Here is a 25,386-nt window from a genome sequence, read left to right on the forward strand (position 1 = left end):
TTGACGACAAAGGGACAAGGTTATCATGCGTACGTTAAATCGCTTGCTGCTGGTCGGGTTGATCGCTGTCTCACCACTGGCCGCGATGGCGGCGGATGATGCGCCGGGCGGCGACCCCGAGGTCACCATCCGCACGGAGGGCGACAAGACCATTCAGGAGTACCGCCAGAACGGTTTCCTGTATGCGATCAAGGTCACGCCAAAGGGCGCGCCGCCGTACTTTCTGGTGCGCGCCGACGGGACGGATGCCAATTTCATCCGCTCGGACCAGCCGGATATGCTGATCCCGTCATGGAAGATCTTCGAATGGAAGTAGGTTTTTAATTCACTCGGCGCCGCCGCTGCGGCGCCCGTACTGGCAGTTAAGACATGTCTGTGTTCACTCCCTTGGCTCGGCCCGAGCTGGAAACCTTTCTCGCCCCTTACGGGCTCGGCCGCCTGCTTGATTTCCAGGGGATCGCCGCCGGCAGCGAAAACACCAATTTCTTCATCAGCCTGGAGCAGGGCGAGTTTGTCCTGACCCTGGTCGAGCGCGGCCCGGTGCAAGAGATGCCGTTCTTCATCGACCTGCTCGACGTGCTGCACGAAGCCGAACTGCCGGTGCCTTACGCCCTGCGCACCACCGACGGCTTGGCCCTGCGTGAGCTCAAAGGCAAACCGGCGCTGCTGCAACCGCGCCTGTCCGGCAAGCACATCAAAGTCGCCAACGCCCAGCATTGTGCCCAGGTCGGCGAGTTGCAGGCGCATCTGCACCTGGCGACCCAGGGCGAGCGCATGATCAAGCGCAAGACCGATCGTGGGCTGGACTGGATGCTGGAGGAGGGCACTGAATTTCTCTCGCACCTGAGCGATGAGCCGCGTGCCTTGCTGCAAAAGGCGCTGGATGAGATCACCGAGCGCAAAGACAAGATCCTCGCGCTGCCTCGGGCGAACATTCACGCCGACCTGTTCCGCGACAACGCCATGTTCGAAGGCACCCACCTGACCGGCCTGATCGACTTCTACAACGCCTGCTCGGGGCCGATGCTGTATGACGTGGCAATTGCCTTGAATGACTGGTGTTCGGACGAGGAGGGCGTGATCGATGGCCCGCGCGCCCGGGCATTCCTCGGTGCCTACGCGGCGCTGCGCCCGTTCACGGCGGCGGAGGCTGAGCTCTGGCCAACGATGTTGCGTGTGGCTTGTGTGCGGTTCTGGCTGTCACGCTTGATCGCCGCCGAACAGTTCGCCGGGCAGGATGTGTTGATTCACGATCCGCAGGAATTCGAGCAGCGCCTGGCGCAGCGGCAGAAGGTCAATACACCATTGCCCTTCGCCCTCTGAGTAGATTCGCCAAGCAAACACGAACCTGTGGGAGCGAGCCTGCTCGCGAAGGCGGCGGCCCGTTCAGCATTTTTGCTGACTGACCCACCGCTTTCGCGAGCAGGCTCGCTCCCACAGGGTTTGTGTTGTTACAGCGACTCCAGGCACCCGGCCAGATCATTGCCGAGTTTTTCCAGCACCTGCTCATAGCCCTGAGCCGTCGCCGGGGTGTACCCGCCCAACGCATCCAGTTCCGCCAGCTTCACCGGCAGGCCAGCCACCAGTGTTTCCGCCAGGCGCGGACGCAATGGCGGTTCGCTGAACACACAGGTTTTGCCTACTTCCTGCAAACGCTTGCGCATCGCCGCGACGTGCTGGGCGCCGGGCTGTACTTCGGCGGCCACCGCGAACACGCCCGCGTGCTTCAGGCCGTAAGCGTCTTCGAAATAATCAAACGCCTCATGAAAGACGAAGTACGGCTTGCCTTCGACATTGGCCAGGCGCTTCTTCAAACGCTGATCGAGCGCATCCAGACGTTCATCGAAGGCTTTGGCATTGCTCTGATAATGCTGGGCATTGGCCGGGTCGGCGGCGCTGAGGTCGGCAGCCATTTTGTCGGCGATCACCCGCGCATTGACCGGTGACAGCCACAAATGTGCATCCAGCGAGCCGGGGCGATGATCGTGATCATGCTCGTCGGCTTCTTCGGCATGGGAATGGTTGTCCGCGCCGAAATGCCTCAGCTTCAGGCCTGGCAGATCCTGCACCGCGACGCTCGGCAGGCTGCGACCGCCGAGTACGCGCGGCAGGAAACCTTCCATGTCCGGGCCGATCCAGTAGAGCAGATCGACCGACTGCACCTTCCGTACGTCGGACGGGCGCAAGGCGTAATTGTGCGGCGAGGCACCCGGCGGCAGCAGCACCTCGGGAATCGCCACGCCATCCTGCACGGCAGCGGCAATCAACTGCAACGGTTTGATGCTGGTGAGCACTTTGACCTCGGCCTGAGCCGTACCGATCAGCAGAAAACTGGCAACAAAAGCCACAAAAACAGAAAAAAGTCGGGACACGATGACCACTCAAGGAAGCGAGAACGGGTAACATAATAACGTCTCCAGCAAATCTCGTCGCCGCTCATGCCTATTACACCGATTGCCAGCCGTCCCCACGACCACTCCCATTGCGTGCACAGCGCTCTGTCCGAGGCCGATACCTTGTGCGCGCAGAAAGGTTTGCGTCTGACTGCCCTGCGCCGCCGCGTGCTGGAACTGGTCTGGCAGAGTCACAAGCCACTGGGTGCCTACGACATCCTTGCGGTGCTCAGCGAGCAGGACGGCCGCCGCGCCGCGCCGCCTACCGTGTACCGCGCGCTGGATTTCCTGCTGGAAAACGGCCTGGTCCATCGCATCTCGTCGCTCAACGCCTTCGTTGGCTGCGTGCATCCTGAACACGCGCATCAGGGCCAGTTCCTGATCTGCCGCGAGTGCCACGCCGCTATCGAACTTGAGCAAAAAGTGATCAGCGACGCGATCATCAGCAGCGCCAAAGACGTGGGTTTCATCGTCGAAGCGCAGACGGTCGAAGTGGTTGGCCTGTGCGCCGGTTGCCAGGGGGCCTGATGAGCAATGCGCTGATCCGTCTGGAACAGGTCGCCGTCACGTTTGCCGGGCAGACCGTGCTGGACAACATCGAGCTGAGCGTCGAGCCGGGGCAGATCGTCACCCTGATCGGCCCCAACGGCGCCGGCAAGACCACGCTGGTGCGCGCCGTGCTCGGGCTGTTGAAGCCGAACAGTGGCAGCGTCTGGCGCAAACCGAAGCTGCGCGTCGGCTACATGCCGCAGAAACTGCATGTCGACCCGACCCTGCCGCTGTCAGTGCTGCGCTTCCTGCGCCTGGTGCCTGGCGTCGATCGTTCGCGTGCCCTGGCCGCATTGAAGGAGGTCGGCGCCGAACACGTGATCGACAGCCCGGTGCAGAGCGTTTCCGGCGGCGAAATGCAGCGCGTGCTGCTGGCTCGGGCACTGCTGCGCGAGCCGGAACTGTTGGTGCTCGATGAGCCGGTGCAGGGCGTCGACGTGGCCGGGCAGGCCGAGCTGTACAGCCTGATCACCCGGCTGCGCGACCGCCACGGTTGCGGCGTGCTGATGGTGTCCCACGATTTGCATCTGGTGATGAGCACCACCGATCAGGTGGTCTGCCTCAACCGCCACGTCTGCTGCTCCGGGCACCCCGAGCAGGTCAGCGGCGATCCGGCATTCGTCGAGCTGTTCGGCAAGAACGCGCCGAGTCTGGCGATCTATCACCACCATCACGACCACGCCCACGACCTGCACGGTTCGGTGGTCAAGGGCCCGCTCGGCGGGCAACCTCATGTTCATGGAGACGGCTGCAAGCATGGCTGATTTTCTTTTGTATGCCCTGCTTGCAGGTCTGGCCCTGGCGCTGGTGGCTGGGCCGCTCGGCTCGTTTGTGGTGTGGCGGCGCATGGCCTATTTCGGCGATACGCTGTCCCACGCCGCACTGCTCGGCGTGGCGCTGGGCTTTTTGCTGGACGTCAGCCCGACGGTGGCGGTGACGGTCGGTTGCCTGCTGCTGGCGGTGCTCTTGGTGACGCTGCAACAGCGTCAGCCGCTGGCGTCCGACACGCTGTTGGGAATTCTTGCACCGAGCACGCTCTCTCTCGGCCTGGTGGTACTAAGCTTCATGCATGAAGTGCGGATCGACCTGATGGCCTATCTGTTTGGCGACTTGCTGGCGATCAGTCCGAGCGACCTGGCGTGGATTCTCGGCGGCACTGCGGCGGTGCTGGTGTTGCTGGTGACGCTGTGGCGGCCGTTGCTGGCGGTCACCGTGCACGAAGAACTGGCGCGGGTCGAAGGCTTGCCGGTTGCGGGTTTGCGCTTGGCGCTGATGCTGTTGATCGCGGTGGTGATCGCCGTGGCGATGAAAATCGTCGGGGTGCTGCTGATCACTTCGCTGCTGATCATCCCGGCGGCTGCGGCACAGCGTCACGCCCGTTCGCCGGAGCAGATGGCGCTGGGCGCGAGCCTGCTGGGCATGCTCGCGGTGTGCGGCGGGCTGGCGTTGTCTTGGTTCAAGGACACCCCGGCGGGGCCGTCGATCGTGGTGACGGCAGCCGCGCTGTTTCTGTTGAGTTTTGTTCTGCCCCGTCGTGGGGTGTAGACTTGGCCGCTTTTTGCGCAATTAGAGAGTCGCAGGAATGAAGCCGTTCGCCTCCCGTTATCTGCTCCTTGTCGCATTTTCAGTGCTGCTGGGCGCCTGCCAAAGCACGCCGCCGGTGGCTGAAGTCCCGGATGCGCGGGCTACGGCCATCGCACAGCTGGAGCAAAGCCTCGCCAGCAGCGAACTGGCCACCGCCGAAGACCAGTTGGCCGCGTTGCAGGCCGCGACCCCCAACGATCAGTCCCTTGAGCAGTACCAGCGGCAGCTGGCCGAAGCGTACCTGCGCCGCAGCCAGATCGTTCTGCAGAAAGGCGATGTCAACGCTGCCGCCACCGCGCTCAGCCGCGCCCGTGCTCTGATGCCCAAGGCGCCAGCGCTGACCGGCGGCGTCAACGGCGCGATCACCGAAGCGCGCAAGGCCGAGCTGGAAAAGGCTGAGGCCGCGCTGCTGGCTGCCGAAGCCAGGCCGAAAGCCAAGGTCATCGACCCGACCGCCGAGAGCACCACTGTTGCGTTGAACATCGGCGATATTCACAAGCTGCAACGACAACTCGATGCTATCGCCGCTGATGTGGTGAATTACGAATGCGCCGTCAGCATCCAGGCGCCGCGCACCGCGGATTATCCGTGGCTGGCGACGTTGCTGAGCAAGCGAGTAAAGAAGCTCGATCCTGATTTTGATTTGCAGATCGAGAAGCAGATCTTGCGCACGGTACCGGCGCAGATGGTTTTAAGCCCGCGTAAACCATAAAAAGATCGCAGCCTCCGGCAGCTCCTAGATGGGATCGAGTACATCCTGTAGGAGCTGCCGAAGGCTGCGATCTTTTGCTTTTACGCTGGAATCGCCTTGGCCTTAGGCTCTCGCGCCCAAACCCGATGCTCGCCAATCGCGGCGAAGAACGGTTTGGTCAACGCACCCACATCCGCGCCCTGCAACAGCCCCGCATCCGCATCGAGCTTCAGCAAGTCCTGCAACTGCTTGGCCTCGCCGTGCAGCGCGATCGCCTTCAGGTGCTTGTAGGCTTCTAGCAGGTAGTGCAGCGCTACGCCGTCACCGCTCAACGCGGTAATCGACGCCGCGCCACCCGGTACGAACACCGCATCGAACGCAATTGAAGGCATGCCTTCCATCGACGCATCCACCGGCAATGCCTTGCCGTCAGCAGTCTTGACTGGCGCCGAGGTTGGGCCGAGCAGTTTCGCGTGGGCGCCTTCGGCTTCCAGCGCTTTCTTCATCGCATCGATGGCCGCAGCGTCAACACCATTGGCAGCAAGGATCGCCACTTTGCGCGTTTTGATATTGCCTGGTAGCAGGTTGGCCTGACTCAGCGCTGGCGACTGCTCCAGCGAGGTCTTGCGCACTTCGACCGTGCCTTTGGCTGGCGCCGGCAAGCCGAGGTTTTCCGCCACGCGTTTGGCCAGGGTCAGGTCGATATTGGCAAGGATCTCGTTCACTTCACGGGCACGGATGAACTCACGCTCGACCTTGCCCAGCTCGAAGCTGTAGGCAGCGATGATGTGCTCTTTCTCGTGGTCGCTCATGCTGTTGAAGAACAAGCGGGCCTGGGAGAAGTGATCGCTGAACGACTCGCTGCGCTGACGGATCTTCGCGGCGTCAATGCGCTCCGGGTAGCTCTCGAAACCACCGTCCTGTGCCGCCGGCGGGGTTTCTTTCGGCCAGCCGCCGTCGATCGAGTTTGGCTCGTACGAGGCACGACCCTTATCGATGGTGGTGCGGTGCTGCGCGTCACGCTGGCCGTTGTGGAACGGCGCCACCGGACGGTTGATCGGCAGCTCATGGAAGTTCGGCCCGCCGAGTCGGCTGATCTGCGTGTCGGTGTAGGAGAACAGTCGACCTTGCAGCAGCGGGTCATTGGAGAAGTCGATGCCTGGCACGATGTGGCCAGGGCAGAAGGCGACCTGCTCGGTTTCGGCGAAGAAGTTGTCCGGGTTGCGGTTCAGGGTCATTTTGCCCAGCGGCGTAATCGGGACGATTTCTTCGGGGATGATCTTGGTCGGGTCGAGAATGTCGAAATCAAAGTCGTGTTCGTTCTCTTCTTCGACGATCTGCACGCCCAGTTCCCACTCCGGGTAGTCGCCCATCTCGATCGCTTCCCACAGGTCGCGACGATGGTAGTCGGTGTCTTTACCGGCGAGCTTCTGCGCCTCGTCCCACACCAGCGAGCAAGTGCCGGCGGTAGGGCGCCAGTGGAATTTGACGAAGCGTGATTTGCCCTCGGCGTTGATCAGGCGGAAGGTGTGTACGCCAAAGCCCTGCATGCTGCGCAGGCTTTTCGGGATCGCCCGGTCGGACATCGCCCAGATGACCATGTGCGCCGATTCCGGCACCAGCGAGACGAAGTCCCAGAACGTGTCGTGAGCCGAGCCGCCGGTGGGGATTTCGTTGTGCGGCTCGGGTTTCACCGCGTGGACGAAGTCCGGGAACTTGATCGCGTCCTGAATGAAGAACACCGGCATGTTGTTGCCGACCAGGTCGAAGTTACCCTCGTCGGTAAAGAATTTCACCGCAAAGCCACGCACGTCACGCACGGTATCGCCGGAACCACGTGGCCCCTGCACCGTGGAAAAGCGCACGAACACTGGCGTCTTCTTGCCCGGATCCTGTAGGAAACCGGCCTTGGTCAGCGCTGCATGGTTCTCGTAGGTCTGAAAGAAACCGTGCGCGCCGGTGCCGCGCGCATGGACAATGCGCTCCGGAATCCGCTCATGGTCAAAGTGCGTGATTTTTTCACGCATGATGAAGTCTTCCAGCAGCGAAGGCCCGCGCGGCCCGGCTTTGAGGGTGTTCTGGTTGTCGGCGATCTTCACGCCCTGATTGGTGCGCAGTGCCTGACCGGTGGCGTCCGAACGGAATTCTTCCAGGCTGTCGAGCTTGGCGTTGGTGTTGGCGCGATCCGGGGTGTCGGTTCCGGCCATCTCGCTTTTATCGGGTGCAGGCTTTTTGATGCTCATCAGACGTAAACTCCTCGTTTGGCCCCGGATGCCTTCCGCAGACCCTTGAGTGATTCCCGGGCACGGCACCCAGGGTTTCAAGTCGCTTAACTAGTGACTGATGAGGCGCTCGGAGCGTTCCTTTTTTATGACCTTTGATCTTGTTATTGCCAAATCGAAGGTTAATTGCGAAATAAATGCTAAGAACCTCTATACGGACAGGCTAAAATGCGCGCCCGGCTAACCGCTGATCCTTTTCCAACGCGCCCCACAAGGTTCGCTACGTGATCGAGTTTCAAAACGTCCACAAGACTTACCGCGTCGCCGGTAAGGATATTCCCGCGCTGCACCCGACCAGTCTCTCTATCGAGAACGGCCAGGTGTTCGGCCTGATTGGCCATTCCGGTGCGGGCAAAAGTACCCTGCTGCGTCTGATCAATCGCCTGGAAGATTCCAGTGGCGGCAAGATCATCGTCGACTGCGAAGAAGTCACTGCACTGGACGCCAACGGCCTGCGCCGTTTCCGCCAGCAGGTCGGGATGATCTTCCAGCACTTCAACCTGCTCGCCTCCAAGACTGTCGCCGATAACGTGGCCTTGCCGCTGACATTGGCCGGTGAGCTGTCGAGCAGTGAAATCAATCAACGGGTGGCCGAGCTGCTGGCGCGGGTCGGTCTGTCCGACCACGCGAAAAAGTACCCGGCGCAACTGTCCGGCGGCCAGAAGCAACGCGTCGGCATTGCCCGTGCGCTGGCGACCAAGCCGAAAATTCTGCTGTGCGACGAGGCCACCAGCGCCCTCGATCCGCAGACCACCGCATCGGTTCTGCAACTGCTGGCAGAAATCAATCGCGAGCTGAAACTGACCATTGTCCTGATCACCCACGAGATGGACGTGATCCGGCGCGTCTGCGATCAGGTCGCGGTGATGGACGCCGGCGTGATCGTCGAGCAGGGTCCGGTGGCCGATGTGTTCCTGCATCCGCAGCACCCGACCACCAAGCGTTTCGTCCAGGAAAGCGAGCAGATCGACGAGAGCGAGCAGCGTGACGACTTCGCCCACGTGCCGGGGCGTATCGTGCGTCTGACCTTCCAGGGCGAGGCGACCTACGCGCCGTTGCTCGGCACCGTCGCCCGGGAAACCGGCGTCGACTACAGCATCCTCGCCGGTCGCATCGACCGCATCAAAGACATTCCGTACGGGCAACTGACCCTCGCTGTCACCGGTGGCGACATGGAGGCGGCGTTTGCCCGCTTCACCGCCGCTGACGTTCACATGGAGGTGTTGCGCTAATGGCTGACCTGATGAGTTTCTTCGCCAATATCGACTGGTACGAAATCTGGCTGGCGACTGGCGACACCATGCTGATGCTCGGCGGTTCGCTGCTGTTCACCGTGCTGCTCGGCCTGCCGCTGGGCGTGCTGCTGTTTCTCTGCAGCCCGCGTCAATTGCTGGAAAACCGTGGCCTCTACGCCGTGCTGTCGCTGGTGGTGAACATCTTGCGTTCGCTGCCGTTCATCATTCTGCTGATCGTGATGATTCCGTTCACCGTGCTGATCACCGGCACCTCGCTGGGCGTGGCCGGGGCGATCCCGCCGCTGGTGGTGGGTGCTACGCCGTTCTTCGCGCGTCTGGTGGAAACTGCGTTGCGTGAAGTCGATCGCGGCATCATCGAAGCGACCCAGTCGATGGGCGCGACCACGCGGCAGATCATCATGAACGCCCTGCTGCCGGAAGCCCGTCCGGGCATCTTCGCAGCGATTACGGTGACAGCGATTACACTGGTGTCCTACACGGCGATGGCCGGTGTGGTCGGCGCCGGTGGTCTGGGCGACCTGGCGATCCGTTTCGGCTACCAGCGTTTCCAGACTGACGTGATGATCGTCACCGTGGTGCTGCTGTTGATTCTGGTGCAAGTGCTGCAAATGGTTGGCGACCGTCTGGTCGTGCATTTCTCGCGCAAATAAGCGGTTTTTTAATCAAGAGGCGCGGGCCATTCGCTGGCGGGCGCCCTCACAAGGAGTCAGCTGAATGAAAAAACTGATCGCTGCTTTCGCCGCTGTTGCGGCGTTTTCGGCCCACGCCGAGACCCTGACCGTTGCCGCCACCCCGGTGCCGCACGCGGAAATCCTCGAATTCGTCAAACCGGCCCTGGCCAAGGAAGGCGTGGATCTGAAGGTCAAGGTCTTCACCGACTACATTCAGCCGAACGTACAGGTCGCGGAAAAGCGTCTGGACGCCAACTTCTTCCAGCACCAGCCGTACCTCGATGAGTTCAACAAGGCCAAGGGCACCAGCCTCGTCGCCGTGACCGGCGTGCACCTGGAACCGCTGGGTGCTTATTCGAGCAAGCTCAAGGATCTGAAGGACCTGCCCGGTGGTGCCAACGTGGTGATCCCGAACGACGCCACCAACGGCGGCCGTGCGCTGTTGCTGCTGGACAAGGCTGGCGTGATCAAGCTCAAGGATTCGAAAAACATCCTGTCGACCGTCAAAGACATCGCCGAGAATCCGAAAGACCTGAAGATCCGTGAACTGGAAGCCGCGACCATCCCGCGCGTGCTGACCCAGGTTGATCTGGCGCTGATCAACACCAACTACGCGCTGGAAGCCAAGCTCGATCCGTCCAAGGATGCGCTGGTGATCGAAGGCAACGACTCGCCATACGTGAACATCCTCGTGTCCCGCGCGGACAACAAGGAAAGCGACGCGATGAAGAAACTGGCTGCTGCGCTGCACAGCCCGGAAGTGAAGCAGTTCATTACCGAGAAGTACAAAGGCGCGGTATTGCCGGCGTTCTGATTTGGATGGCTGCAATGAAAAAGGGGACGCCAATCGCGTCCCCTTTTTTGTGTCTGGTGTCTGGCTTTGGACCTGCTTTGAAGCTGCCCCTCACCCCAGCCCTCTCCCGAGGGAGAGGGGGCCGACCTTCAAGCTTTTCGAGCCTGAGTTCGACTCACAATTGCAGGTCGGCGCAATTCGAATAAACACCTCGGTCAGTCCCCTCTCCCTCTGGGAGAGGGTTAGGGTGAGGGGCTTTTTAGCTTTTGAACTGTCATTTGCGCTCAAGCATCGCCGGCAACTGCGCCACCAGCTTGGCATTGTTCAACGGCGCCCGAATAAACCCACGCTGCGTACCATCCGGCCCGATCACCGCAAGGTTGCCGCTGTGGTCCACGGTGTAATTCGGCTTGCTGGTATCAGCCGGAATGAACGGAATGCTCACCGCGTTCGCCACCTTCTGCAGCTCCTCGATAGATGAAGGCGTCAGGCCAATGAACTGCGGATCGAAGTAGCCCAGGTACTGTTTCAACTGCTTCGGCGTGTCGCGGTTGGGGTCAACGCTGACCAGCACGATCTGCAATTTATCCACAGCCTCTTTCGGCAATTCACTCTTGATCTGCCGCAGTTGCGCCAGGGTGGTCGGGCAGATGTCCGGGCAGAAGGTATAACCGAAGAACAACAGACTCCACTTGCCTTTCAACTCGTCGATGGCAACTGGTTTGCCGTCCTGATCGGTCATGGTCACGTCCGGCAGGTTGCGGCTCTGCGGCAGCAGGATAATGCCGGCGTCGATCAGCGCAGTCGGGTCGCCCTGGCCTTTGCCGCTCAGCACTTTGTTGACGGTAAGCCCGAGGATCAACGCGATCACGGCGACGAGGATGAAGACGGTTTTCTGGGTTCGGGTCATAGGTTCAACAGTAAGTAGTGGTCTACGAGCAGGGCGATGAACAACAGGAACAAGTAATAAATAGAGTACTTGAAGGTATTGATCGCCGCGTGCGGCCGAGTGCCACGGTACAGCACCACGGCCCATTGCAGAAACCTTGCGCCCAACGCCAGCGCACAGACCAGATACAGCACGCCGCTCATGTGAATCACGTACGGCAGCAGACTCACCGCCAGCAACGCAAAGGTGTACAGCAGAATGTGCACTTTGGTGTAGTGCTCGCCATGGGTCACCGGCAGCATCGGAATGTCGGCCTTGGCGTATTCCTCTTTGCGATGAATCGCGAGCGCCCAGAAATGTGGCGGAGTCCAGGCGAAGATGATCAGCACCAGCAACAGCGGTTCGGCGCTGACATGGCCGGTGGCGGCGGTCCAGCCCAGCAGCGGTGGCGCGGCGCCAGCGAGGCCGCCGATGACGATGTTCTGCGGCGTCGCACGCTTGAGAAAACCGGTGTAGACCACCGCGTAACCGAGCAGCGAGGCGAGAGTCAGCCAAGCGGTCAGCTGATTGGTGAAGGTCAGCAGCAGCGCCTGGCCGAGCAATGCCAGCACCAAGGCGAAGGTCAGCGCCGCCGCAGGTGAAACCCGGCCTTCGGCCAGCGGCCGTTTGTGCGTGCGCGCCATTACCGCATCAATGCGCCGATCGACCACATGATTGACCGCCGCCGCACCGCCGGCGCACAAGGCAATGCCCAGATTGCCAAACACCAGCACTGTCCACGGCACGCCCGCGCGGGTAGCGAGGAACATGCCGACCAGCGAGGTGATCAGCATCAGCACCACGACTTTCGGTTTGGTCAGCTCCAGATAATCGCGCCACAGCGCTTGCGCCGCACGCTGGCCGATCAGACTCGCCATGGCGTTTCTCCTTTCAATGCGATGGGCGCGACGACAGGTTTGTGCGCACTGAAGCGCCAGCGCGCCAGCACCGGTTGGCTCACCCGCAACAGGCTGGTGCGGGCGTGGTAATTGACCAGTACCAGCGTCAGCAACAACGCCGCACCGCCAGCGTTATGGGCGACGGCCACCGGCAGCGGCAGATGAAACAGCACGTTGCTGATGCCTAGGGTGATCTGCGCCGCAAGGGCGATCAGCAGCAATCCGGCCAATCGGGTCATGCCTACCGCTTTCAACTGCCAGGCCAGACCGAGCAGCACCACCGTCAGCAGCAAGGCGCCGATGCGGTGAGTCAGGTGAATCGCCGTGCGCGCATCGCTATCGAGTTGCCCGCCGAGATAATTCGGGCCGATGTGCTGGGTCAGGTGAAAACCATTGGCGAAGTCCGCCGGCGGCAGCCATTGGCCGTGGCAGGTGGGGAAGTCGATGCAGGCCACCGCTGCGTAGTTGGAACTGACCCAGCCGCCCAAGGCGATCTGGCCGATCACCAGCAGCAGGCCCGCCGTCGCCCAGTATTGCAGGCGCTTGGGTACGGTCAGCGCCGGCAGCACGCCGGACAACCTCAGCGTCAGCAGGAACAGCAGACTCAACGTGGCAAAGCCGCCGAGCAAATGCCCGGTGACCACTTGCGGCCAAAGCTTGAGCGTCACCGTCCACATACCGAACGCCGCTTGGGCGATGACCACCGCCAGCAGAAACAGCGGCAGTTTCACCGGCTGGCCCGGATGGCGCCGGTTGACCCAGGCGCGCCCGGCCAAAACTGAAATCAGCAAGCCGAGGGTGCCGGCGAAGTAGCGGTGAATCATCTCGTTCCAGCCCTTGTGTGCCTCCACTGGCGCGTCAGGGAAATGCAGTTCGGCATGGGCCAGTTGCGCCTCGCTTTTCGGCACGCTGATAAAGCCGTAGCAGCCTGGCCAGTCCGGGCAGCCGAGGCCGGCGTGGGTCAGGCGCGTATAGGCGCCGAGCAGCACCACAATCAGCGCCAGCAGGGTGGCAAACAGCGCGAGGCGAAATCCAGGTTTGGCCATGACGATGCCCTCATCCGATGTTCGACAGTTTCAGCAGATGCCGCAGGTCGTTAAGCAGATCCTTGCCCTTCACATTCGGCTCGTAACGCAGCACCAGATTGCCGTGCGGGTCGACGATCCACAGCTGCGGCACGGCTTTGTCGCCGGTGGTCCTGACGAACACCCCGGCATCCAGCGGATAGCGCTGCAACTGCGGATATTCACGGTCGAGTTTCGCGGCGTAATCAGCGCTCAGTGGTTGCGCGGCGGCGAGGGCGTGGCTGGCGCGCCCGGCTTCGCGGCCGAGGCTGATCTGGATCTGCCGCGCCAGATAAACCAGTTGCTGGCAATCGACGGCGCAGTCCTTTGGCGCCGTGACCAGAATCTGCCAGCGCTGCTCATCGGCCTGCACGCCGAGGTCGGCGCGGGTCTGGCCGTTGCCGATCAGCTCGCCGTGGTAGCTGCGTCCTTCCGGCACCCAGAACTGCAATTTGTACATGCCGGTGGCGAGCAGCATCGGCCCGACCACGCCAAGCACGATCAGCAACAATTGAATGCGCCCGCGCCGGCGGCTGGGAACGGGTTTGGCCTCAGACATGCTGGGTGGATTCATGACGCTTCCCATGGCGTTTCTCCTTTGCGTGGTGCCAGCCGAAATAGAGGTAAAGACCGAGCAGGGCCGTGGCCATGGCGAACCATTGCACGGCGTAGCCGAGGTGTTTTTCCGGGCCCATCGCGACTACCGGCCAATCGGTCTGGTAGCTGGCCGGGCCGGGTTCGGCGCGTAATTCGTAGGCGAAGCCGTCGCGCTCCAGGGTTTGCCACAATTTGCCCGGCTCGACGGCGGTAATGGTTTGCGGCCAGACATGGCTGACCGGATCGGCGTGCAACTGGAACGTTGCGCCGGGGGCGACATAGACCCAGGCGTCGAGCGTCAGCGCCTCGGCCGGTGTCGTGAATTGCGGCGGCACGCGCCGATCGGGCCATGGCAGCCAGCCGCGATTGACCAGCAGCCAGAGGCCGCTGCGTTGGTCCTGAAACGGTTGCAGCAATTCGACGCCGACCTTGCCGCCACGCTGGCGGTTGTCCAGCAACAGCGTGTGGGCGGAGTCGAACTGGCCGTGCAGGCGCACGCGGCGGTAAGCCGGGTCGGCGCTGCCAAGCAGTTCACCGCTGGCCAGCGGTTCGGCCACGCGACGTTCGGCATAACTGACCAGCAGCGCGGTTTTCTCCGCGCCACGGCCCAGTTGCCAGAAGCCCAGCGCAACCATCAGCGGCAGCAACAGCGCCACCACGACAGTGGGAATCACGCCCGGGCGAAAGCGCTTCATGGGCGCGCCATAAAGTCAGTCATCGCGATCGCTATACTCAAGTGCATCGCCTGTCCCCCGGAGTCTTGCCATGTTCAAAGCAGCGATCGTCCTGATGCTGATTGCCACGGTCTTCAGCCTGTTCAGCGGCCTGTTTTTCCTGGTCAAGGACGACAGCAGCTCCAATCGGCTGGTCATCGCCTTGAGTGTTCGGGTGGCACTGGCCGTGGTCACCGTCGGCCTGATGGCCTGGGGTTTCTACAGCGGCCAGTTGGTGTCCCATGCGCCCTGGTAGCGCCAGCAGTCAGAGGACGTAAACGAAGAAGAACAAACCGATCCACACCACATCGACGAAGTGCCAGTACCAGCTCGCCGCTTCGAAACCGAACTGGTGCTCGTTGTCGAAATGGCCTTTCATGATGCGCATCAGCATCACGAACAGGATGATCGTGCCGATGGTCACGTGGGCGCCATGGAAGCCGGTAAGCATGAAGAACGTCGCACCGTAGATGCCCGAACCGAGGGTCAGCCCCAGCTCTTGGTAGGCGTGGATGTATTCCTCGGCCTGGAAACCGAGGAACGCGATGCCCAGCAGCACGGTGATCGCCAGCCACAGTTTCAGCGCGCCGCGATGGCCTTTCTTCAGCGCATGGTGGGCGATGGTGATGGTCACGCTGGAACTGACCAGCAGGATCGTGTTGAGCAGCGGCAGGCCCCACGGACTGATGACGTCCTTGGGTGGGGGGAACAGTTTCGGGTCGGGGTTGTTCAGCAATGGCCAGACATATTCGAAGTTCGGCCAGAGCATTTCCGACAGGCCCTTGCTGCCTTCGCCGGCCAGCCCCGGTGCCGACACGACGCGGATATAGAACAGCGCGCCGAAGAAGGCGACGAAGAACATCACCTCGGAAAAGATGAACCAGCTCATGCCCCAGCGGAACGAGCGGTCCAGCTGTGGGCTGTACAACCCCGCGCGACTTTCCTTGATCACCGCGCCGAACCAGCCGAACAACATGTACGCCAGCAGCAGGCCGCCGACGAAAAAGATCAGCGGGCCGTGGGAATCCGGGCGTGCGGCCTTGAGATCGTTGAACCAGGTGGCGAGGCCGTACACGGTGACGAACATCCCGAGCGTGGCGATGATCGGCCATTTGCTCTGGGCCGGGACGTAATAATGCTCATGAGTTGCCATTTATTGTTCTCCTTATCGGCCACGCTCAACCGCCAGTGTTAACAGCCACCGGCGGATGTCGGGCGGTGATATCGAACAGCGTGTAGGACAGCGTCAGGTGCTTCACTTCCTTGGGCATGTCGCGGTCAACAATGAAACGCACCGGCATCTCGATCTGTTCACCGGGCTGCAGCACCTGCTGGGTAAAACAAAAGCATTCGGTCTTGTGGAAAAACGCCGCCGCGTTGCTCGGCGCGATGCTCGGCACCGCTTGCGCACTCATCGGTTTGTCGGTGGGATTGCGCGCGATGAACACCATCTCGTGCACCGCGCCGGGATTGGCGGTCAGCTCGTCGTGTTTCGGGTAAAAGTCCCACGGCATGTCGGCGGTGTTGGTCGAAAGAAACTGCACGCGCACCTGGCGCGACGTGTCGACCACTTGCTCGCCTGAGTACTGGCCGCCGGTCTTGCCGTTGATGCCGAAGGCTTTGCACATCACGTCGTAGATCGGCACCAGGGCGAAACCGAAGACGAACATCGCCACCACCACCAGCAGCAGGCGGGTGACGAGTTTCTTCAGCGAGATCGAGTCAGCCATGATTCATGCCTCCCCGGTGATCACCTTTGCCCGGCAATACCTGTGTGGTGAGGGGATTTATCCCCGTTGGGCTGCGAAGCGGCCCTGAATCCAGCGCACACGGTCTACCTGATGAATTTCGATTGCAGGTTTTGGGGCTGCTGCGCAGCCCAACGGGGATAAATCCCCTCCCCACAAGGGATCTGTGTACATCCACAGGAGATCTGTGAGCATCCACTGGGGATCTGTGCCTCTGCACACATTGCAAAAAACAGCAGGTGTTCATTTCACTTCCGGCGGCGTGGTGAAGGTGTGGTACGGCGCTGGCGACGGCACGCTCCACTCCAGCCCTTCGGCACCGTCCCACGGTTTCGCCGGGGCCGGTGCGCCGCCACGGATGGTCTTGATGACGATGAACAGGAAGAAAATCTGTGTGGCGCCGAACATGAATGCGCCGATCGACGAGACCATGTTGAAATCGGCGAACTGCAGGTTGTAGTCCGGAATCCGTCGCGGCATTCCCGCAAGACCGACGAAGTGCATCGGGAAGAAGGTCAGGTTCATGCCCACGAACGACAGCCAGAAGTGCAGCTTGCCGAGGGTTTCGTCGTACATGTGCCCGGTCCACTTCGGCAGCCAGTAATAGGCCGAGGCGAAGATGCCGAAGATCGCCCCCGGCACCAGCACATAGTGGAAGTGCGCGACGACAAAGTAGGTGTCCTGATACTGGAAGTCCGCCGGGGCGATCGCCAGCATCAGCCCGGAAAAACCACCGATCGAGAACAGAATGACGAACGCCACGGCAAACAGCATCGGCGTCTCGAAGGTCATCGAGCCTTGCCACATGGTGCTCGCCCAGTTGAACACTTTCACACCCGTCGGCACGGCGATCAGCATGGTCGCGTACATGAAGAACAATTCGCCCACCAGCGGAATGCCGACCACGAACATGTGGTGCGCCCAGACAATGAACGACAGGAACGCGATGCTCGCCGTGGCGTAGACCATCGAGGTGTAGCCGAACAGCGGCTTGCGCGCGAAGGTCGGGATGATCTGGCTGACCGCGCCGAACGCCGGCAGGATCATGATGTACACCTCGGGGTGGCCGAAGAACCAGAACACATGCTGGAACAGCACCGGGTCACCCCCGCCGGCAGCACTGAAGAAACTGGTGCCGAAGTGAATATCCATGAGCATCATCGTCACGCAGCCGGCCAGCACCGGCATCACTGCGATCAGCAGAAACGCGGTGATCAGCCAGGTCCAGACGAACAGTGGCATTTTCATCAGGGTCATGCCGGGAGCGCGCAGGTTGAGGATGGTCGCGACTACGTTGATCGCGCCCATGATCGAACTGATGCCCATCAAGTGGATGGCGAAGATGAAGAACGTCACGCTTTCCGGCGCGTAGGTCGTCGACAGGGGCGCATAAAAGGTCCAGCCGAAATTCGGTCCGCCGCCCGGGGTGAACAGCGTCGACACCAGCAGCAGAAACGCCGCCGGCAACAGCCAGAAACTGAAGTTGTTCATCCGTGGCAGCGCCATGTCCGGCGCACCGACCATCAGCGGAATCATCCAGTTGGCGAGGCCGACGAATGCCGGCATCACCGCGCCGAACACCATGACCAGACCATGCATGGTGGTCATCTGGTTGAAGAATTCCGGCTGGACGATCTGCAGGCCGGGCTGGAACAGCTCGGCGCGAATGACCATGGCGAACGAGCCGCCGAGCAGGAACATGCAGAAGGCGAACCACAGGTACAGCGTGCCGATGTCCTTGTGGTTGGTGGTCAGCACCCAGCGCATCAGGCCTTTGGCGGGGCCGTGGGCGTGGTCGGCGTGACCGTGGTCATCGATGACAGCGCTCATGGCCGGTCTCCTTCACGAAAGTGGACGGGGCAGGCCAGGGCGCGCTGCCCCGACCGGTTCACTGAATACGCAATTGACCGGCTCATTTGCTTTCCGCCTGTTTCAGCTCCAGCACTTCTTTTGGCGTGACCATGTCGCCCTTGTTGTTGCCCCAGGCGTTACGTTCGTAAGTCACGACCGCTGCGATATCGACTTCCGACAGCTGCTTGCCGAACGCCGCCATGGCGGTGCCGGGTTTGCCGTGGTAGACGATGCTCAGGTGATCCTTGATCGGCCCGGTGGCGATTTTCGAGCCCTTGAGTGCCGGGAACATCGGCGGCAGGCCCTGACCTTCGGCCTGGTGACAGGCCACGCAAGTGGTGTGGTAAACCTTGTCGCCGCGCTCCTTGAGCTCGTCGAGGGTCCATTCCTTGCTGGTCAGTTCTTTGAGTTGCGCGGCCTCGGCCTTGCGCTCGGCGAGCCATTTTTCGTAGTCGGCCTGCTCCTTGACCTCGACCACGATCGGCATGAAGCCATGGTCCTTGCCGCACAATTCGGCGCACTGGCCACGGTAGAGGCCAGGCTTGTCGATGCGCGTCCAGGCCTCATTGACGAACCCGGGAATCGCATCGCGCTTGACCGCAAACGCCGGCACCCACCATGAGTGAATGACGTCAGCCGAGGTCACCAGAAAGCGCACCTTGGCGCCGATCGGCAGCACCAGCGGCTTGTCGACTTCGAGCAGGTAGTGCTCGCCCTTGGCTTCTTTGTTGTGAATCTGTTCGGCGGGGGTGGCCAGGTTGCTGAAGAACTCAACGTCCTGGCCCAGGTATTTGTAGTGCCACTTCCACTGATAGCCGGTGATCTGGATATCGATGTCCGGCTCGCTGGTGTCGTACATCTTGATCAACGTCGCGGTGGCGGGGACGGCCATGGCCACCAGGATCAGCAGCGGCACGATGGTCCACATGATCTCGACGCCGGTGCTTTCGTGGAATTTGGCCGCGACCTGGCCAGTAGAGCGGCGGTGCACCATCATCGACCAGAACATGGCGCCGAAGACGATGATCCCGATCACCACACAGATCCAGAAAATGGTCATGTGCAGGTCGAATACTGCGTGACTGATTTCAGTCGCTCCAGGCGCCATATTCACAGTCCATGCCGCGTTGGCCGGGCTGAAAATCGACCACAACAGGAGGCCCATCCAGACATGTGGATGTCGCATCATTGCGGGTTCCCCTTATCGTTCTTGTTATCCCGCCGGCGTATCGCCTGCGGCAAGGGAGCGGCTGCATCAGACTACGAACTTGAATCGCCGGGCCTTGCTGCGGGTGCAGTCGGGCGTCATCAGCTAACTCCATTCATTGGCGAGTATAGACAGCGCCCGGGAATTGCAACCCGGGCACGTAAATGAGCTGAAACACCCGGCGCTTGCGTTCAAGTGCCCGAATGGAGAAGGATGCAGACGAGTGGTGGCGAATGGATATAACGCAGCTGCATCAAGGATGAAATAATTATGACAAATGCGTCTTAGCGTTTTTCGTAAGCCAGCTAAGTTATGTCTTCCCTATTTCATTGCCTTGTTTCCTGGAGTTTTCATGAACACCGCCGCATTGCGCGAGCAGATCCAAAAAGCCCAACAGCACGAAAAAGACACCGGCCTGCTGACCCGTCAGCTGGAAAGCAAGCTGCCTCACCTGCACCCGGCGATCCAATTGCCGGAAGCCGACGCCCAGGGCGTGCTGACGCGTTTTGTCGCCGCCTACATCGATGAAGTACCGGACCTGCTGGATGCAGCCAATGAAGTCGCCAGGGAAGCAGGCATCGAATCGCAGATCAAACCGGTGCTGAAAATCGCCGAGCAGTATTTCCTCCAGCCGCCGGCGATCATGGCCGGGCATGTCGGCCTGGACAGCCTGCTCGACGAGGCCTATCTGGCACATCGTTTTGTCGAAGAGGTCAACGACCTGTACATCAAGCATTTCGGCCAGCCATTGATCCCCTTGGACATGACGGTCGCCAACCTGATTGCTCACCAATTGATCGGTGAGGAATTTGCCAACCAACTGGATGAAGCGGTGCATCACGCGATCGACGAGATGCTCAACGAAGAGAGTTTTGCTTTGGAGTCGGTCGAAGCCTACCGCGAAAAACTCAGCAGTCCGGACACTGGCGCGGCGTGGAAACGCTGGCCGTGCATGAGCCGCCGGTTGGGTGTGGGGCTTGAGCTGGATCAGCCTGCTGCCTGATTTTCTTGTGTCATAAATCCAGTGTGGGAGCGAGCCTGCTCGCGAATGCGGTCGATCATTCAACATCTCTGTTGGCTGATACACCGCTTTCGCGAGCAGGCTCGCTCCCACAGGGTTTGCGTTTTGAGGTCGACTTCTAACCCGCCGCACCAATCCCGGTATTGGTCCGAACCCGCCCCTCAAGCCGTCGCTTCAACCCGCGCGATTCGATCAACAGCTTCGATCCCTTCGCCGCATTCGCCCGGCCCCATTCCTCAAGCAACTCCAGACACGAATGGTCGATGTAGCTCAGGTTGTTCAGCGGCACATGCACCGTCGTGCCGTGGGGAATGCTGCCCAGCACTTGAGTCAGCGCCGGCACTTTGAGGAACGTCGCTGCACCAACCAGACGCAGTTCCATCTCGCCGTCCTGCGGCAAGTCGATCAGGCTGATCTTCAGGCGCGAAGCCTTGAATGCCAGTTTCAACATGGTCAGGCCGAAACCGATCAGCACACCGGTGAGCAGATCAGTGAAGATGATCGCCAGCGCCGTCGCAGCATAGGTGAACATCGGCATCCGCCCGTACCGACCCAGACCACGGAAAGCTTTCAGGTCGACCAGTTTGAAACCGGTATACACCAGCACCCCCGCCAGGCTCGCCACCGGAATGCTTTGCAGCACGCTCGACAGCAACAGCACGAATGCCAGCAGCCACAGGCCATGGAAAATCGTCGAGTAGCGCGTGGTCGCACCGGCCTGGACGTTGGCCGAACTGCGCACGATCACTCCGGTCATCGGCAGCGCGCCGACCAGACCGCAGAGCATGTTGCCGACGCCTTGCGCCGACAGTTCACGGTCGAAGTCCGAACGCACGCCGCTGTGCATGCGATCCACCGCCGCAGCGGATAGCAGGGTTTCGGCACTGGCGATAAACGCCACGGCGAACGCGGCGATCAGCAGCGTCGGGTCGGCCAGATTCATCAGGTCGGCCGGCTTGAGCCAATCGATCGCTTCGGCCAGATTCGCCGGCACTTCAACGCGTTTGACCTGCAACGCCAGCATCAGGCTCGCCACCGTCGCCAGACCCACACCGAGCAATGCGCCGGGAATGAAGCGCAGCGAATGCGGGCGGAATTTTTCCCACAGCCACATCACCGCAATCGTCGACAGACCGAGCAGACCCGCCTGCCAGCCGAACGATGGCAAGGCTTGCGCTACGGCCGCCGGGAACGCCGTGAGGTTGTCGAGCCCGGAAGGCTGCGGCTTGGCATCGAGCATCACATGGATTTGCGAGAGCACAATCAATACGCCAATGCCCGCGAGCATGCCGTAGACCACCGCTGGCGCCGTGACCCGAAACCAGCAGCCAAGCTTCAGTCGCCCGGCGACCAGTTGCAGAAAACCGGCGAGCAGCAGGATCGGTCCGAGCATCTCGACGCCATGCTGGCGCACCAGCTCGAAAACCAGCACTGCCAGACCCGCCGCCGGACCGCTGACCTGCAACGGCGACCCCGCCAGCCAACCGACCACCAGACCACCGATGATGCCGGTGATCAGACCTTTTGCCGGCGGCAGCCCTGAGGCAATCGCGATGCCCATGCACAGCGGCAGGGCGACCAGAAACACAACCACGGAGGCGAGCAGCTCCCGTGGCAACACAGCTTTCAATTGAGCCGCACGCATGGCGATTCTCCCGAAGTTTTCTTCAGGCGTGGCGAGGCCGGACCGCTGAATCAGCGGCCGGCGTCATACCACACAGATTGTTGGGAAGATTTAGAAGCGCGCTTTGGGCGTCGCCACAGGAATCGGATGGCTGCCGTCGAGAGGCAGGAAACGACCCTGGTCCGCGTCGTAAGCTTTGATTTCGCTGGTTTCGATGTTGTAGACCCAGCCATGGATGAACAGATGACCGTTCGCCATGCGCGAGGCTACCGAAGGATGGGTGCGCAAGTGCTGCAGTTGGGCGATGACGTTTTCCTCGGTGAGGATCGGCATGCTGTCTTTTTCGTCGGTGCAGTTGCAGTTGTCGTGCACCATGGTTTTCGCGACTTCAGCGTGGCGCAGCCAGGCTTTGACCGTCGGCATTTTTTCCAGGCTGTCGGGGTTGAGTACCGCGCGCATGGCGCCGCAATCGGAGTGTCCGCAAATGATGATGTGTTGCACGCCCAGCGCCAGTACCGCGTATTCGATCGCGGTGGAGACGCCGCCGTTCATCTGACCGTAGGGCGGCACCACGTTGCCGACGTTACGGGTAACGAACAGATCGCCCGGCGAGCTCTGGGTGATCAGCTCGGGAACGATGCGCGAGTCGGCGCAGGTGATGAACATCGCCTTGGGCGCCTGAGCGGTGGCGAGCTTCTTGAACAATTCTTCCTGCTGCGGAAAAACGTCATGGTGAAAGCGTAAAAAGCCATCAACGATCTGTCGCAGTGCTGCATCGGCGGATTGTGCTTCAGGGCTTTGCGCCGAGGCAGCCAACGACTGTTTATCCTTGTCACTCATGATTCATCCTCTTGTGCGGATTCAGGGAGTCTTCCCCGGTATTCCGGTATGAAGCCAGTGGCTGTTTAAACCATCCGGGTCATCCCGACCCGTCAGTCACTCGATGAACAAGGTAGCCGCCGAAACTTAATTGAAACTGAATCAAACGCTCTAGAACGTGTGTTCCAGGTCACAAAAAACGTGACCGGCGTGTTTCGGCGGAAGGATTCCAACCCGTCAACCCAAAGCCAATTGTCGCTAAATCAACGACATCTGGCGACCCGGCGGACAGAAGGCCGAGCAGTCGAGGTTATAGCCTTCGCGTTTGTTCAGGCCAAGCTTTTTGATGGCCTTGGCAAATCTTTGTGCGAGCAGGTCTGCAAACGGTCCTTCACCGCGCATGCGCGCACCGAAACGGCTGTCGTAGAGTTCGCCGCCGCGACTCTGGCGGATCAGGCTCAGCACATGGGCGGCACGTTGCGGATAGTGCGCCTGCAACCACTCCTCGAACAGCGGCGCCACTTCCAGCGGCAGGCGCAGCATCATGTAGGCGGCGCTTTGCGCACCGGCGGTGTGGGCCTCGGTGAGCAGGCTTTCGATTTCGCTGTCATTGATCATCGGAATCATCGGCGAACACAGCACGCCGACCGGAATGCCTGCTTCACGCATCACCCGGATCGCACGCAGGCGTGCCTTGGGCGCAGCGGCGCGGGGTTCGAGGATGCGTTTGAGTTCATCATCCAGCGTGGTCAGGCTGATCATCACCGCCACCAGCCGTTGCTGCGCCAGCTCCGTGAGCAAATCGAGATCGCGCAGAATCAGCGAACCTTTGGTGACGATGGTCACCGGGTGGCGATAGCGCAGCAGCACTTCCAGGGTCTGCCGGGTGATTTTGTATTCGCGCTCGATGGGCTGATACGGGTCGGTATTGGAGCCGAGATTGATCGGCGCAAATTGATAGCCGGGTTTGCTCAGCTGTTCCTCGAGGACCTGGGCGGCATTGGTCTTGGCAATCAGCCGGGTTTCGAAATCGAGGCCCGGCGACATGTCCCAATAGGCGTGGCTGGGCCGTGCATAGCAATAGACGCAGCCGTGTTCGCAGCCGCGATAGGGATTGAGCGAGCGGTCGAAGGGCAGATCCGGCGAGGTGTTGCGGCTGATGATCGATTTGGCCTTCTCGATGATCACTTCGGTGTTTTGCGTCTCTGGCACTTCCTGATACCAGCCATCGTCCTCGGCCACTGAACGACTCGGCGCAAAGCGGTTGTGCGGATTGGTTGCGGTGCCGCGACCGCGAGGTGGCAATGGAATAGACATGAAAACGCCCCGATACTGTATATGCGCACAGTATCGGGGCGATCCTCATCTGGCTAGTGCCGTCGGGCGAGTGGTCAGTTGTGTTGCGTCACTTGGCCCAGATCGTCACCGGAGGTCTGCTTCATATCCTCCGTACGCAACTCGGCAACATCGGCAGCTTTCACTGGCGCACCCTTGTTGCCCCAGCTGCCACGAATGAAACTCACCACATCTGCCACTTCCTGATCCGACAGGCGCCAGGCGAAACCGGGCATGGTGAAGGTCGATGGCGCGGTGTGCGTTGCCGGCAAAGTCCCGCCCTTGAGCACGATATGAATCAGCGAGGTCGGGTCATCCGTCTGCAGCACCGGATTGCCCGCCAGCGCCGGGAACACCCGGGTGTAGCCATGGCCATCGGTACGGTGGCAGGCCGCGCAGTTGTCGATGTACACCGACGCGCCGCGTTGGCTGTCGTCACCGTTCCATAGCGCTTTGGCTACTTTCTCGTCGTACTGATGCGGCTGATCCGCCGGGTGATTGGCCGGCAGTGATTTGAGATAGCGGGCAATCGCGGTGAGGTCGGCGTCGCTCATGTACTGCATGCTGTGGGTGACCACATCGCTCATGCCGCCGAACACTGCGCTGCGATCACTGCGCCCGGTCTTGAGGAACTGCACCAGTTGTTCTTCGCTCCAGCTGCCGAGGCCATCCTTGTGATCGCCGCGCAGGCTCTTGGCGATCCAGCCTTCCAGCGGCGCACTGCCGGCGAGGAATTCGCTGCCGTCCGCCGCGCTCAGGGATTTTTCCTGCATGGTCAGCGCGCGCGGGGTGTGACAGGCGCCGCAGTGGCCGAGGCCTTCGACCAGATATGCCCCGCGATCGATCACCGGATCGGCCGACGTGGCCTGGTAATCCTCGACCTTCGGTGCGAACAGCCAGCGCCAGCCCATCAGCGGCCAGCGCATGCTCAACGGCCAGGGAATATCGCTGGCCTTGTTCTCCTGCGCCACCGGTTCGACGCCGTGCATGAAGTAGGCGTACAGCGCTTGCATATCGGCCTGGTTGACTCGCGCGTAAGACGGATAAGGCATCGCCGGGTACAACGTGCTGCCGTTTTTGGCCACACCGTGGCGCACGGCCTGATCGAAGTCCTCGAAGCTGTAATCGCCAAGGCCGGTTTTATCCGGGGTGATGTTGGTCGAGTAGATCGTGCCGATCGGCGTCTCCATCGGCAGGCCGCCGGCGAACGGCTTGCCGCCCTTGGCGGTGTGACAGGCCACGCAGTCACCGGCGCGGGCGAGGTATTCACCTTGCTTGATCAGATTTTGATCAACATCGGCCGCATAAATTGCGGTGCTGCCGAGCAGGGCGAGGGTGGCGATAACGAAAGTTTTCATGGT

Annotated in this window: 26 protein-coding genes; 11 read left to right on the forward strand and 15 right to left on the reverse strand. The window is 61.2% G+C overall.

Features of this window, described 5'->3' with window-relative positions; genetic code table 11:
• The first annotated feature begins 25 nt into the window (after positions 1–25).
• The gene (locus tag AAEZ10_RS07205) at positions 26–316 is read left to right on the forward strand and encodes a DUF2782 domain-containing protein (RefSeq protein ID WP_039757137.1); all 291 of its coding nucleotides are present in this window, start codon (positions 26–28) and stop codon (positions 314–316) included.
• A 53-nt stretch (positions 317–369) separates the two neighbouring features.
• On the forward strand, positions 370–1,323 hold the full coding sequence (locus AAEZ10_RS07210) for a homoserine kinase (RefSeq protein WP_110644676.1): 954 nt from the start codon (positions 370–372) through the stop codon (positions 1,321–1,323).
• Between the two features lie 128 nt (positions 1,324–1,451).
• Here AAEZ10_RS07210 and AAEZ10_RS07215 read toward each other — a convergent pair whose 3' ends face one another.
• Complete coding sequence (locus AAEZ10_RS07215; RefSeq protein ID WP_350568578.1) at positions 1,452–2,372, reverse strand: zinc ABC transporter substrate-binding protein; 921 nt, start codon at positions 2,370–2,372, stop codon at positions 1,452–1,454.
• A 66-nt stretch (positions 2,373–2,438) separates the two neighbouring features.
• Between AAEZ10_RS07215 and AAEZ10_RS07220 the strand changes: the two genes are divergently transcribed.
• From AAEZ10_RS07220 to AAEZ10_RS07235, 4 genes are read left to right on the forward strand one after another with little or no spacing between them, the layout of a single operon-like run.
• Positions 2,439–2,921: a Fur family transcriptional regulator gene (locus tag AAEZ10_RS07220; RefSeq protein WP_024014990.1), complete on the forward strand. Its 483-nt coding sequence runs from the start codon at positions 2,439–2,441 to the stop codon at positions 2,919–2,921.
• Positions 2,921–3,706, forward strand: a complete 786-nt coding sequence (gene znuC / locus AAEZ10_RS07225; protein ID WP_024014991.1) for a zinc ABC transporter ATP-binding protein ZnuC — start codon at positions 2,921–2,923, stop codon at positions 3,704–3,706. The genes AAEZ10_RS07220 and znuC overlap by 1 nt, the downstream gene beginning before the upstream one ends.
• Positions 3,699–4,487, forward strand: a complete 789-nt coding sequence (gene znuB / locus AAEZ10_RS07230; RefSeq protein WP_016772340.1) for a zinc ABC transporter permease subunit ZnuB — start codon at positions 3,699–3,701, stop codon at positions 4,485–4,487. Before znuC ends, znuB begins: the two co-directional genes overlap by 8 nt.
• A gap of 37 nt (positions 4,488–4,524) precedes the next feature.
• A complete protein-coding gene (locus AAEZ10_RS07235) occupies positions 4,525–5,238 on the forward strand; it encodes a PA5502 family lipoprotein (RefSeq protein ID WP_016772339.1) in 714 nt (237 codons plus the stop codon).
• A gap of 80 nt (positions 5,239–5,318) precedes the next feature.
• Here AAEZ10_RS07235 and katE read toward each other — a convergent pair whose 3' ends face one another.
• Positions 5,319–7,460 (reverse strand): catalase HPII, encoded by a 2,142-nt coding sequence (gene katE / locus AAEZ10_RS07240; RefSeq protein ID WP_024014993.1) that lies wholly within the window; start codon positions 7,458–7,460, stop codon positions 5,319–5,321.
• Positions 7,461–7,723: 263 nt separating this feature from the next.
• Between katE and AAEZ10_RS07245 the strand changes: the two genes are divergently transcribed.
• The 3 genes from AAEZ10_RS07245 (at position 7,724) to AAEZ10_RS07255 (ending at position 10,240) form a co-directional block, all read left to right on the forward strand.
• Positions 7,724–8,731 (forward strand): methionine ABC transporter ATP-binding protein, encoded by a 1,008-nt coding sequence (locus AAEZ10_RS07245; protein WP_122692257.1) that lies wholly within the window; start codon positions 7,724–7,726, stop codon positions 8,729–8,731.
• Positions 8,731–9,405, forward strand: a complete 675-nt coding sequence (locus tag AAEZ10_RS07250) for a methionine ABC transporter permease (RefSeq protein WP_016772337.1) — start codon at positions 8,731–8,733, stop codon at positions 9,403–9,405. The genes AAEZ10_RS07245 and AAEZ10_RS07250 overlap by 1 nt, the downstream gene beginning before the upstream one ends.
• Before the next feature lie 64 nt (positions 9,406–9,469).
• A complete protein-coding gene (locus AAEZ10_RS07255) occupies positions 9,470–10,240 on the forward strand; it encodes a MetQ/NlpA family ABC transporter substrate-binding protein (RefSeq protein ID WP_122705392.1) in 771 nt (256 codons plus the stop codon).
• A gap of 253 nt (positions 10,241–10,493) precedes the next feature.
• Here AAEZ10_RS07255 and AAEZ10_RS07260 read toward each other — a convergent pair whose 3' ends face one another.
• Genes AAEZ10_RS07260 through AAEZ10_RS07280 form a run of 5 tightly spaced genes read right to left on the reverse strand, consistent with a single transcriptional unit; the run spans position 10,494 to position 14,402 of the window.
• The gene (locus tag AAEZ10_RS07260; protein WP_041476474.1) at positions 10,494–11,129 is read right to left on the reverse strand and encodes an SCO family protein; all 636 of its coding nucleotides are present in this window, start codon (positions 11,127–11,129) and stop codon (positions 10,494–10,496) included.
• The gene (gene cyoE / locus AAEZ10_RS07265; RefSeq protein ID WP_071173963.1) at positions 11,126–12,025 is read right to left on the reverse strand and encodes a heme o synthase; all 900 of its coding nucleotides are present in this window, start codon (positions 12,023–12,025) and stop codon (positions 11,126–11,128) included. The genes AAEZ10_RS07260 and cyoE overlap by 4 nt, the downstream gene beginning before the upstream one ends.
• Entirely contained in the window at positions 12,013–13,092 is a 1,080-nt protein-coding gene (locus tag AAEZ10_RS07270) for a COX15/CtaA family protein (RefSeq protein WP_122705388.1), read from the reverse strand. The genes cyoE and AAEZ10_RS07270 overlap by 13 nt, the downstream gene beginning before the upstream one ends.
• A 10-nt stretch (positions 13,093–13,102) precedes the next feature.
• Positions 13,103–13,696, reverse strand: coding sequence for a PA_0111/PP_0108 family redox-active disulfide protein (locus AAEZ10_RS07275; protein WP_151551965.1), 594 nt, complete (start codon positions 13,694–13,696; stop codon positions 13,103–13,105).
• Entirely contained in the window at positions 13,662–14,402 is a 741-nt protein-coding gene (locus AAEZ10_RS07280; RefSeq protein WP_273528569.1) for an SURF1 family protein, read from the reverse strand. The genes AAEZ10_RS07275 and AAEZ10_RS07280 overlap by 35 nt, the downstream gene beginning before the upstream one ends.
• 70 nt (positions 14,403–14,472) lie before the next feature.
• Here AAEZ10_RS07280 and AAEZ10_RS07285 point away from each other — a divergent pair, with 70 nt between their 5' ends.
• On the forward strand, positions 14,473–14,676 hold the full coding sequence (locus tag AAEZ10_RS07285) for a twin transmembrane helix small protein (protein WP_273528570.1): 204 nt from the start codon (positions 14,473–14,475) through the stop codon (positions 14,674–14,676).
• 9 nt (positions 14,677–14,685) lie between these two features.
• Here AAEZ10_RS07285 and AAEZ10_RS07290 read toward each other — a convergent pair whose 3' ends face one another.
• The 4 genes from AAEZ10_RS07290 to coxB form a co-directional block, all read right to left on the reverse strand.
• Positions 14,686–15,573 carry a cytochrome c oxidase subunit 3 gene (locus AAEZ10_RS07290; protein WP_016772329.1) on the reverse strand — a complete coding sequence of 296 codons (888 nt, stop codon included), beginning with the start codon at positions 15,571–15,573 and terminating at the stop codon, positions 14,686–14,688.
• Between the two features lie 25 nt (positions 15,574–15,598).
• On the reverse strand, positions 15,599–16,150 hold the full coding sequence (locus AAEZ10_RS07295; RefSeq protein WP_350568585.1) for a cytochrome c oxidase assembly protein: 552 nt from the start codon (positions 16,148–16,150) through the stop codon (positions 15,599–15,601).
• Positions 16,151–16,411: 261 nt separating this feature from the next.
• The gene (ctaD, locus tag AAEZ10_RS07300; protein WP_016772327.1) at positions 16,412–17,998 is read right to left on the reverse strand and encodes a cytochrome c oxidase subunit I; all 1,587 of its coding nucleotides are present in this window, start codon (positions 17,996–17,998) and stop codon (positions 16,412–16,414) included.
• An 82-nt stretch (positions 17,999–18,080) separates the two neighbouring features.
• Positions 18,081–19,208, reverse strand: coding sequence for a cytochrome c oxidase subunit II (coxB, locus tag AAEZ10_RS07305; RefSeq protein ID WP_016772326.1), 1,128 nt, complete (start codon positions 19,206–19,208; stop codon positions 18,081–18,083).
• 370 nt (positions 19,209–19,578) lie between these two features.
• On the opposite strand from coxB, the gene AAEZ10_RS07310 reads away from it, so the two are divergent.
• On the forward strand, positions 19,579–20,229 hold the full coding sequence (locus tag AAEZ10_RS07310; RefSeq protein WP_024015006.1) for a hypothetical protein: 651 nt from the start codon (positions 19,579–19,581) through the stop codon (positions 20,227–20,229).
• A 136-nt stretch (positions 20,230–20,365) separates the two neighbouring features.
• On the opposite strand, the gene AAEZ10_RS07315 is transcribed toward AAEZ10_RS07310, so the two are convergent.
• The 4 genes from AAEZ10_RS07315 to AAEZ10_RS07330 all read right to left on the reverse strand — a co-directional run bounded on the left by AAEZ10_RS07315 (position 20,366) and on the right by AAEZ10_RS07330 (position 25,383).
• Complete coding sequence (locus AAEZ10_RS07315; protein ID WP_016772324.1) at positions 20,366–21,892, reverse strand: SulP family inorganic anion transporter; 1,527 nt, start codon at positions 21,890–21,892, stop codon at positions 20,366–20,368.
• 90 nt (positions 21,893–21,982) lie between these two features.
• Positions 21,983–22,711 (reverse strand): carbonic anhydrase, encoded by a 729-nt coding sequence (locus AAEZ10_RS07320; protein WP_016772323.1) that lies wholly within the window; start codon positions 22,709–22,711, stop codon positions 21,983–21,985.
• A gap of 237 nt (positions 22,712–22,948) precedes the next feature.
• Positions 22,949–24,007, reverse strand: a complete 1,059-nt coding sequence (locus AAEZ10_RS07325) for a PA0069 family radical SAM protein (protein ID WP_350568589.1) — start codon at positions 24,005–24,007, stop codon at positions 22,949–22,951.
• Between the two features lie 74 nt (positions 24,008–24,081).
• On the reverse strand, positions 24,082–25,383 hold the full coding sequence (locus AAEZ10_RS07330; protein WP_350568591.1) for a c-type cytochrome: 1,302 nt from the start codon (positions 25,381–25,383) through the stop codon (positions 24,082–24,084).
• Positions 25,384–25,386: the final 3 nt, after the last annotated feature.

Source organism: Pseudomonas sp. H26/SER47-MNA-CIBAN-0231, from assembly GCF_040310465.1.
Lineage (GTDB): Bacteria > Pseudomonadota > Gammaproteobacteria > Pseudomonadales > Pseudomonadaceae > Aquipseudomonas > Aquipseudomonas atacamensis.

Excerpts from the sequence above, each read along its gene's own strand:
- AAEZ10_RS07220 (WP_024014990.1), top strand. The coding sequence starts at position 2,439 with ATGCCTATTACACCGATTGCCAGCCGTCCCCACGACCACTCCCATTGC.
- AAEZ10_RS07210 (WP_110644676.1), top strand. The coding sequence starts at position 370 with ATGTCTGTGTTCACTCCCTTGGCTCGGCCCGAGCTGGAAACCTTTCTC.
- AAEZ10_RS07290 (WP_016772329.1), bottom strand. The coding sequence starts at position 15,573 with ATGGCAACTCATGAGCATTATTACGTCCCGGCCCAGAGCAAATGGCCG.
- coxB (WP_016772326.1), bottom strand. The coding sequence starts at position 19,208 with ATGATGCGACATCCACATGTCTGGATGGGCCTCCTGTTGTGGTCGATT.
- AAEZ10_RS07325 (WP_350568589.1), bottom strand. The coding sequence starts at position 24,007 with ATGTCTATTCCATTGCCACCTCGCGGTCGCGGCACCGCAACCAATCCG.
- cyoE (WP_071173963.1), bottom strand. The coding sequence starts at position 12,025 with ATGGCGAGTCTGATCGGCCAGCGTGCGGCGCAAGCGCTGTGGCGCGAT.
- AAEZ10_RS07320 (WP_016772323.1), bottom strand. The coding sequence starts at position 22,711 with ATGAGTGACAAGGATAAACAGTCGTTGGCTGCCTCGGCGCAAAGCCCT.
- AAEZ10_RS07280 (WP_273528569.1), bottom strand. The coding sequence starts at position 14,402 with ATGAAGCGCTTTCGCCCGGGCGTGATTCCCACTGTCGTGGTGGCGCTG.
- ctaD (WP_016772327.1), bottom strand. The coding sequence starts at position 17,998 with ATGAGCGCTGTCATCGATGACCACGGTCACGCCGACCACGCCCACGGC.
- AAEZ10_RS07285 (WP_273528570.1), top strand. The coding sequence starts at position 14,473 with ATGTTCAAAGCAGCGATCGTCCTGATGCTGATTGCCACGGTCTTCAGC.
- katE (WP_024014993.1), bottom strand. The coding sequence starts at position 7,460 with ATGAGCATCAAAAAGCCTGCACCCGATAAAAGCGAGATGGCCGGAACC.
- znuB (WP_016772340.1), top strand. The coding sequence starts at position 3,699 with ATGGCTGATTTTCTTTTGTATGCCCTGCTTGCAGGTCTGGCCCTGGCG.
- AAEZ10_RS07250 (WP_016772337.1), top strand. The coding sequence starts at position 8,731 with ATGGCTGACCTGATGAGTTTCTTCGCCAATATCGACTGGTACGAAATC.
- AAEZ10_RS07235 (WP_016772339.1), top strand. The coding sequence starts at position 4,525 with ATGAAGCCGTTCGCCTCCCGTTATCTGCTCCTTGTCGCATTTTCAGTG.
- AAEZ10_RS07260 (WP_041476474.1), bottom strand. The coding sequence starts at position 11,129 with ATGACCCGAACCCAGAAAACCGTCTTCATCCTCGTCGCCGTGATCGCG.
- AAEZ10_RS07330 (WP_350568591.1), bottom strand. The coding sequence starts at position 25,383 with ATGAAAACTTTCGTTATCGCCACCCTCGCCCTGCTCGGCAGCACCGCA.
- AAEZ10_RS07275 (WP_151551965.1), bottom strand. The coding sequence starts at position 13,696 with ATGGGAAGCGTCATGAATCCACCCAGCATGTCTGAGGCCAAACCCGTT.
- AAEZ10_RS07315 (WP_016772324.1), bottom strand. The coding sequence starts at position 21,892 with ATGCGTGCGGCTCAATTGAAAGCTGTGTTGCCACGGGAGCTGCTCGCC.
- AAEZ10_RS07295 (WP_350568585.1), bottom strand. The coding sequence starts at position 16,150 with ATGGCTGACTCGATCTCGCTGAAGAAACTCGTCACCCGCCTGCTGCTG.
- AAEZ10_RS07255 (WP_122705392.1), top strand. The coding sequence starts at position 9,470 with ATGAAAAAACTGATCGCTGCTTTCGCCGCTGTTGCGGCGTTTTCGGCC.
- AAEZ10_RS07205 (WP_039757137.1), top strand. The coding sequence starts at position 26 with ATGCGTACGTTAAATCGCTTGCTGCTGGTCGGGTTGATCGCTGTCTCA.
- AAEZ10_RS07310 (WP_024015006.1), top strand. The coding sequence starts at position 19,579 with ATGAACACCGCCGCATTGCGCGAGCAGATCCAAAAAGCCCAACAGCAC.
- znuC (WP_024014991.1), top strand. The coding sequence starts at position 2,921 with ATGAGCAATGCGCTGATCCGTCTGGAACAGGTCGCCGTCACGTTTGCC.
- AAEZ10_RS07270 (WP_122705388.1), bottom strand. The coding sequence starts at position 13,092 with ATGGCCAAACCTGGATTTCGCCTCGCGCTGTTTGCCACCCTGCTGGCG.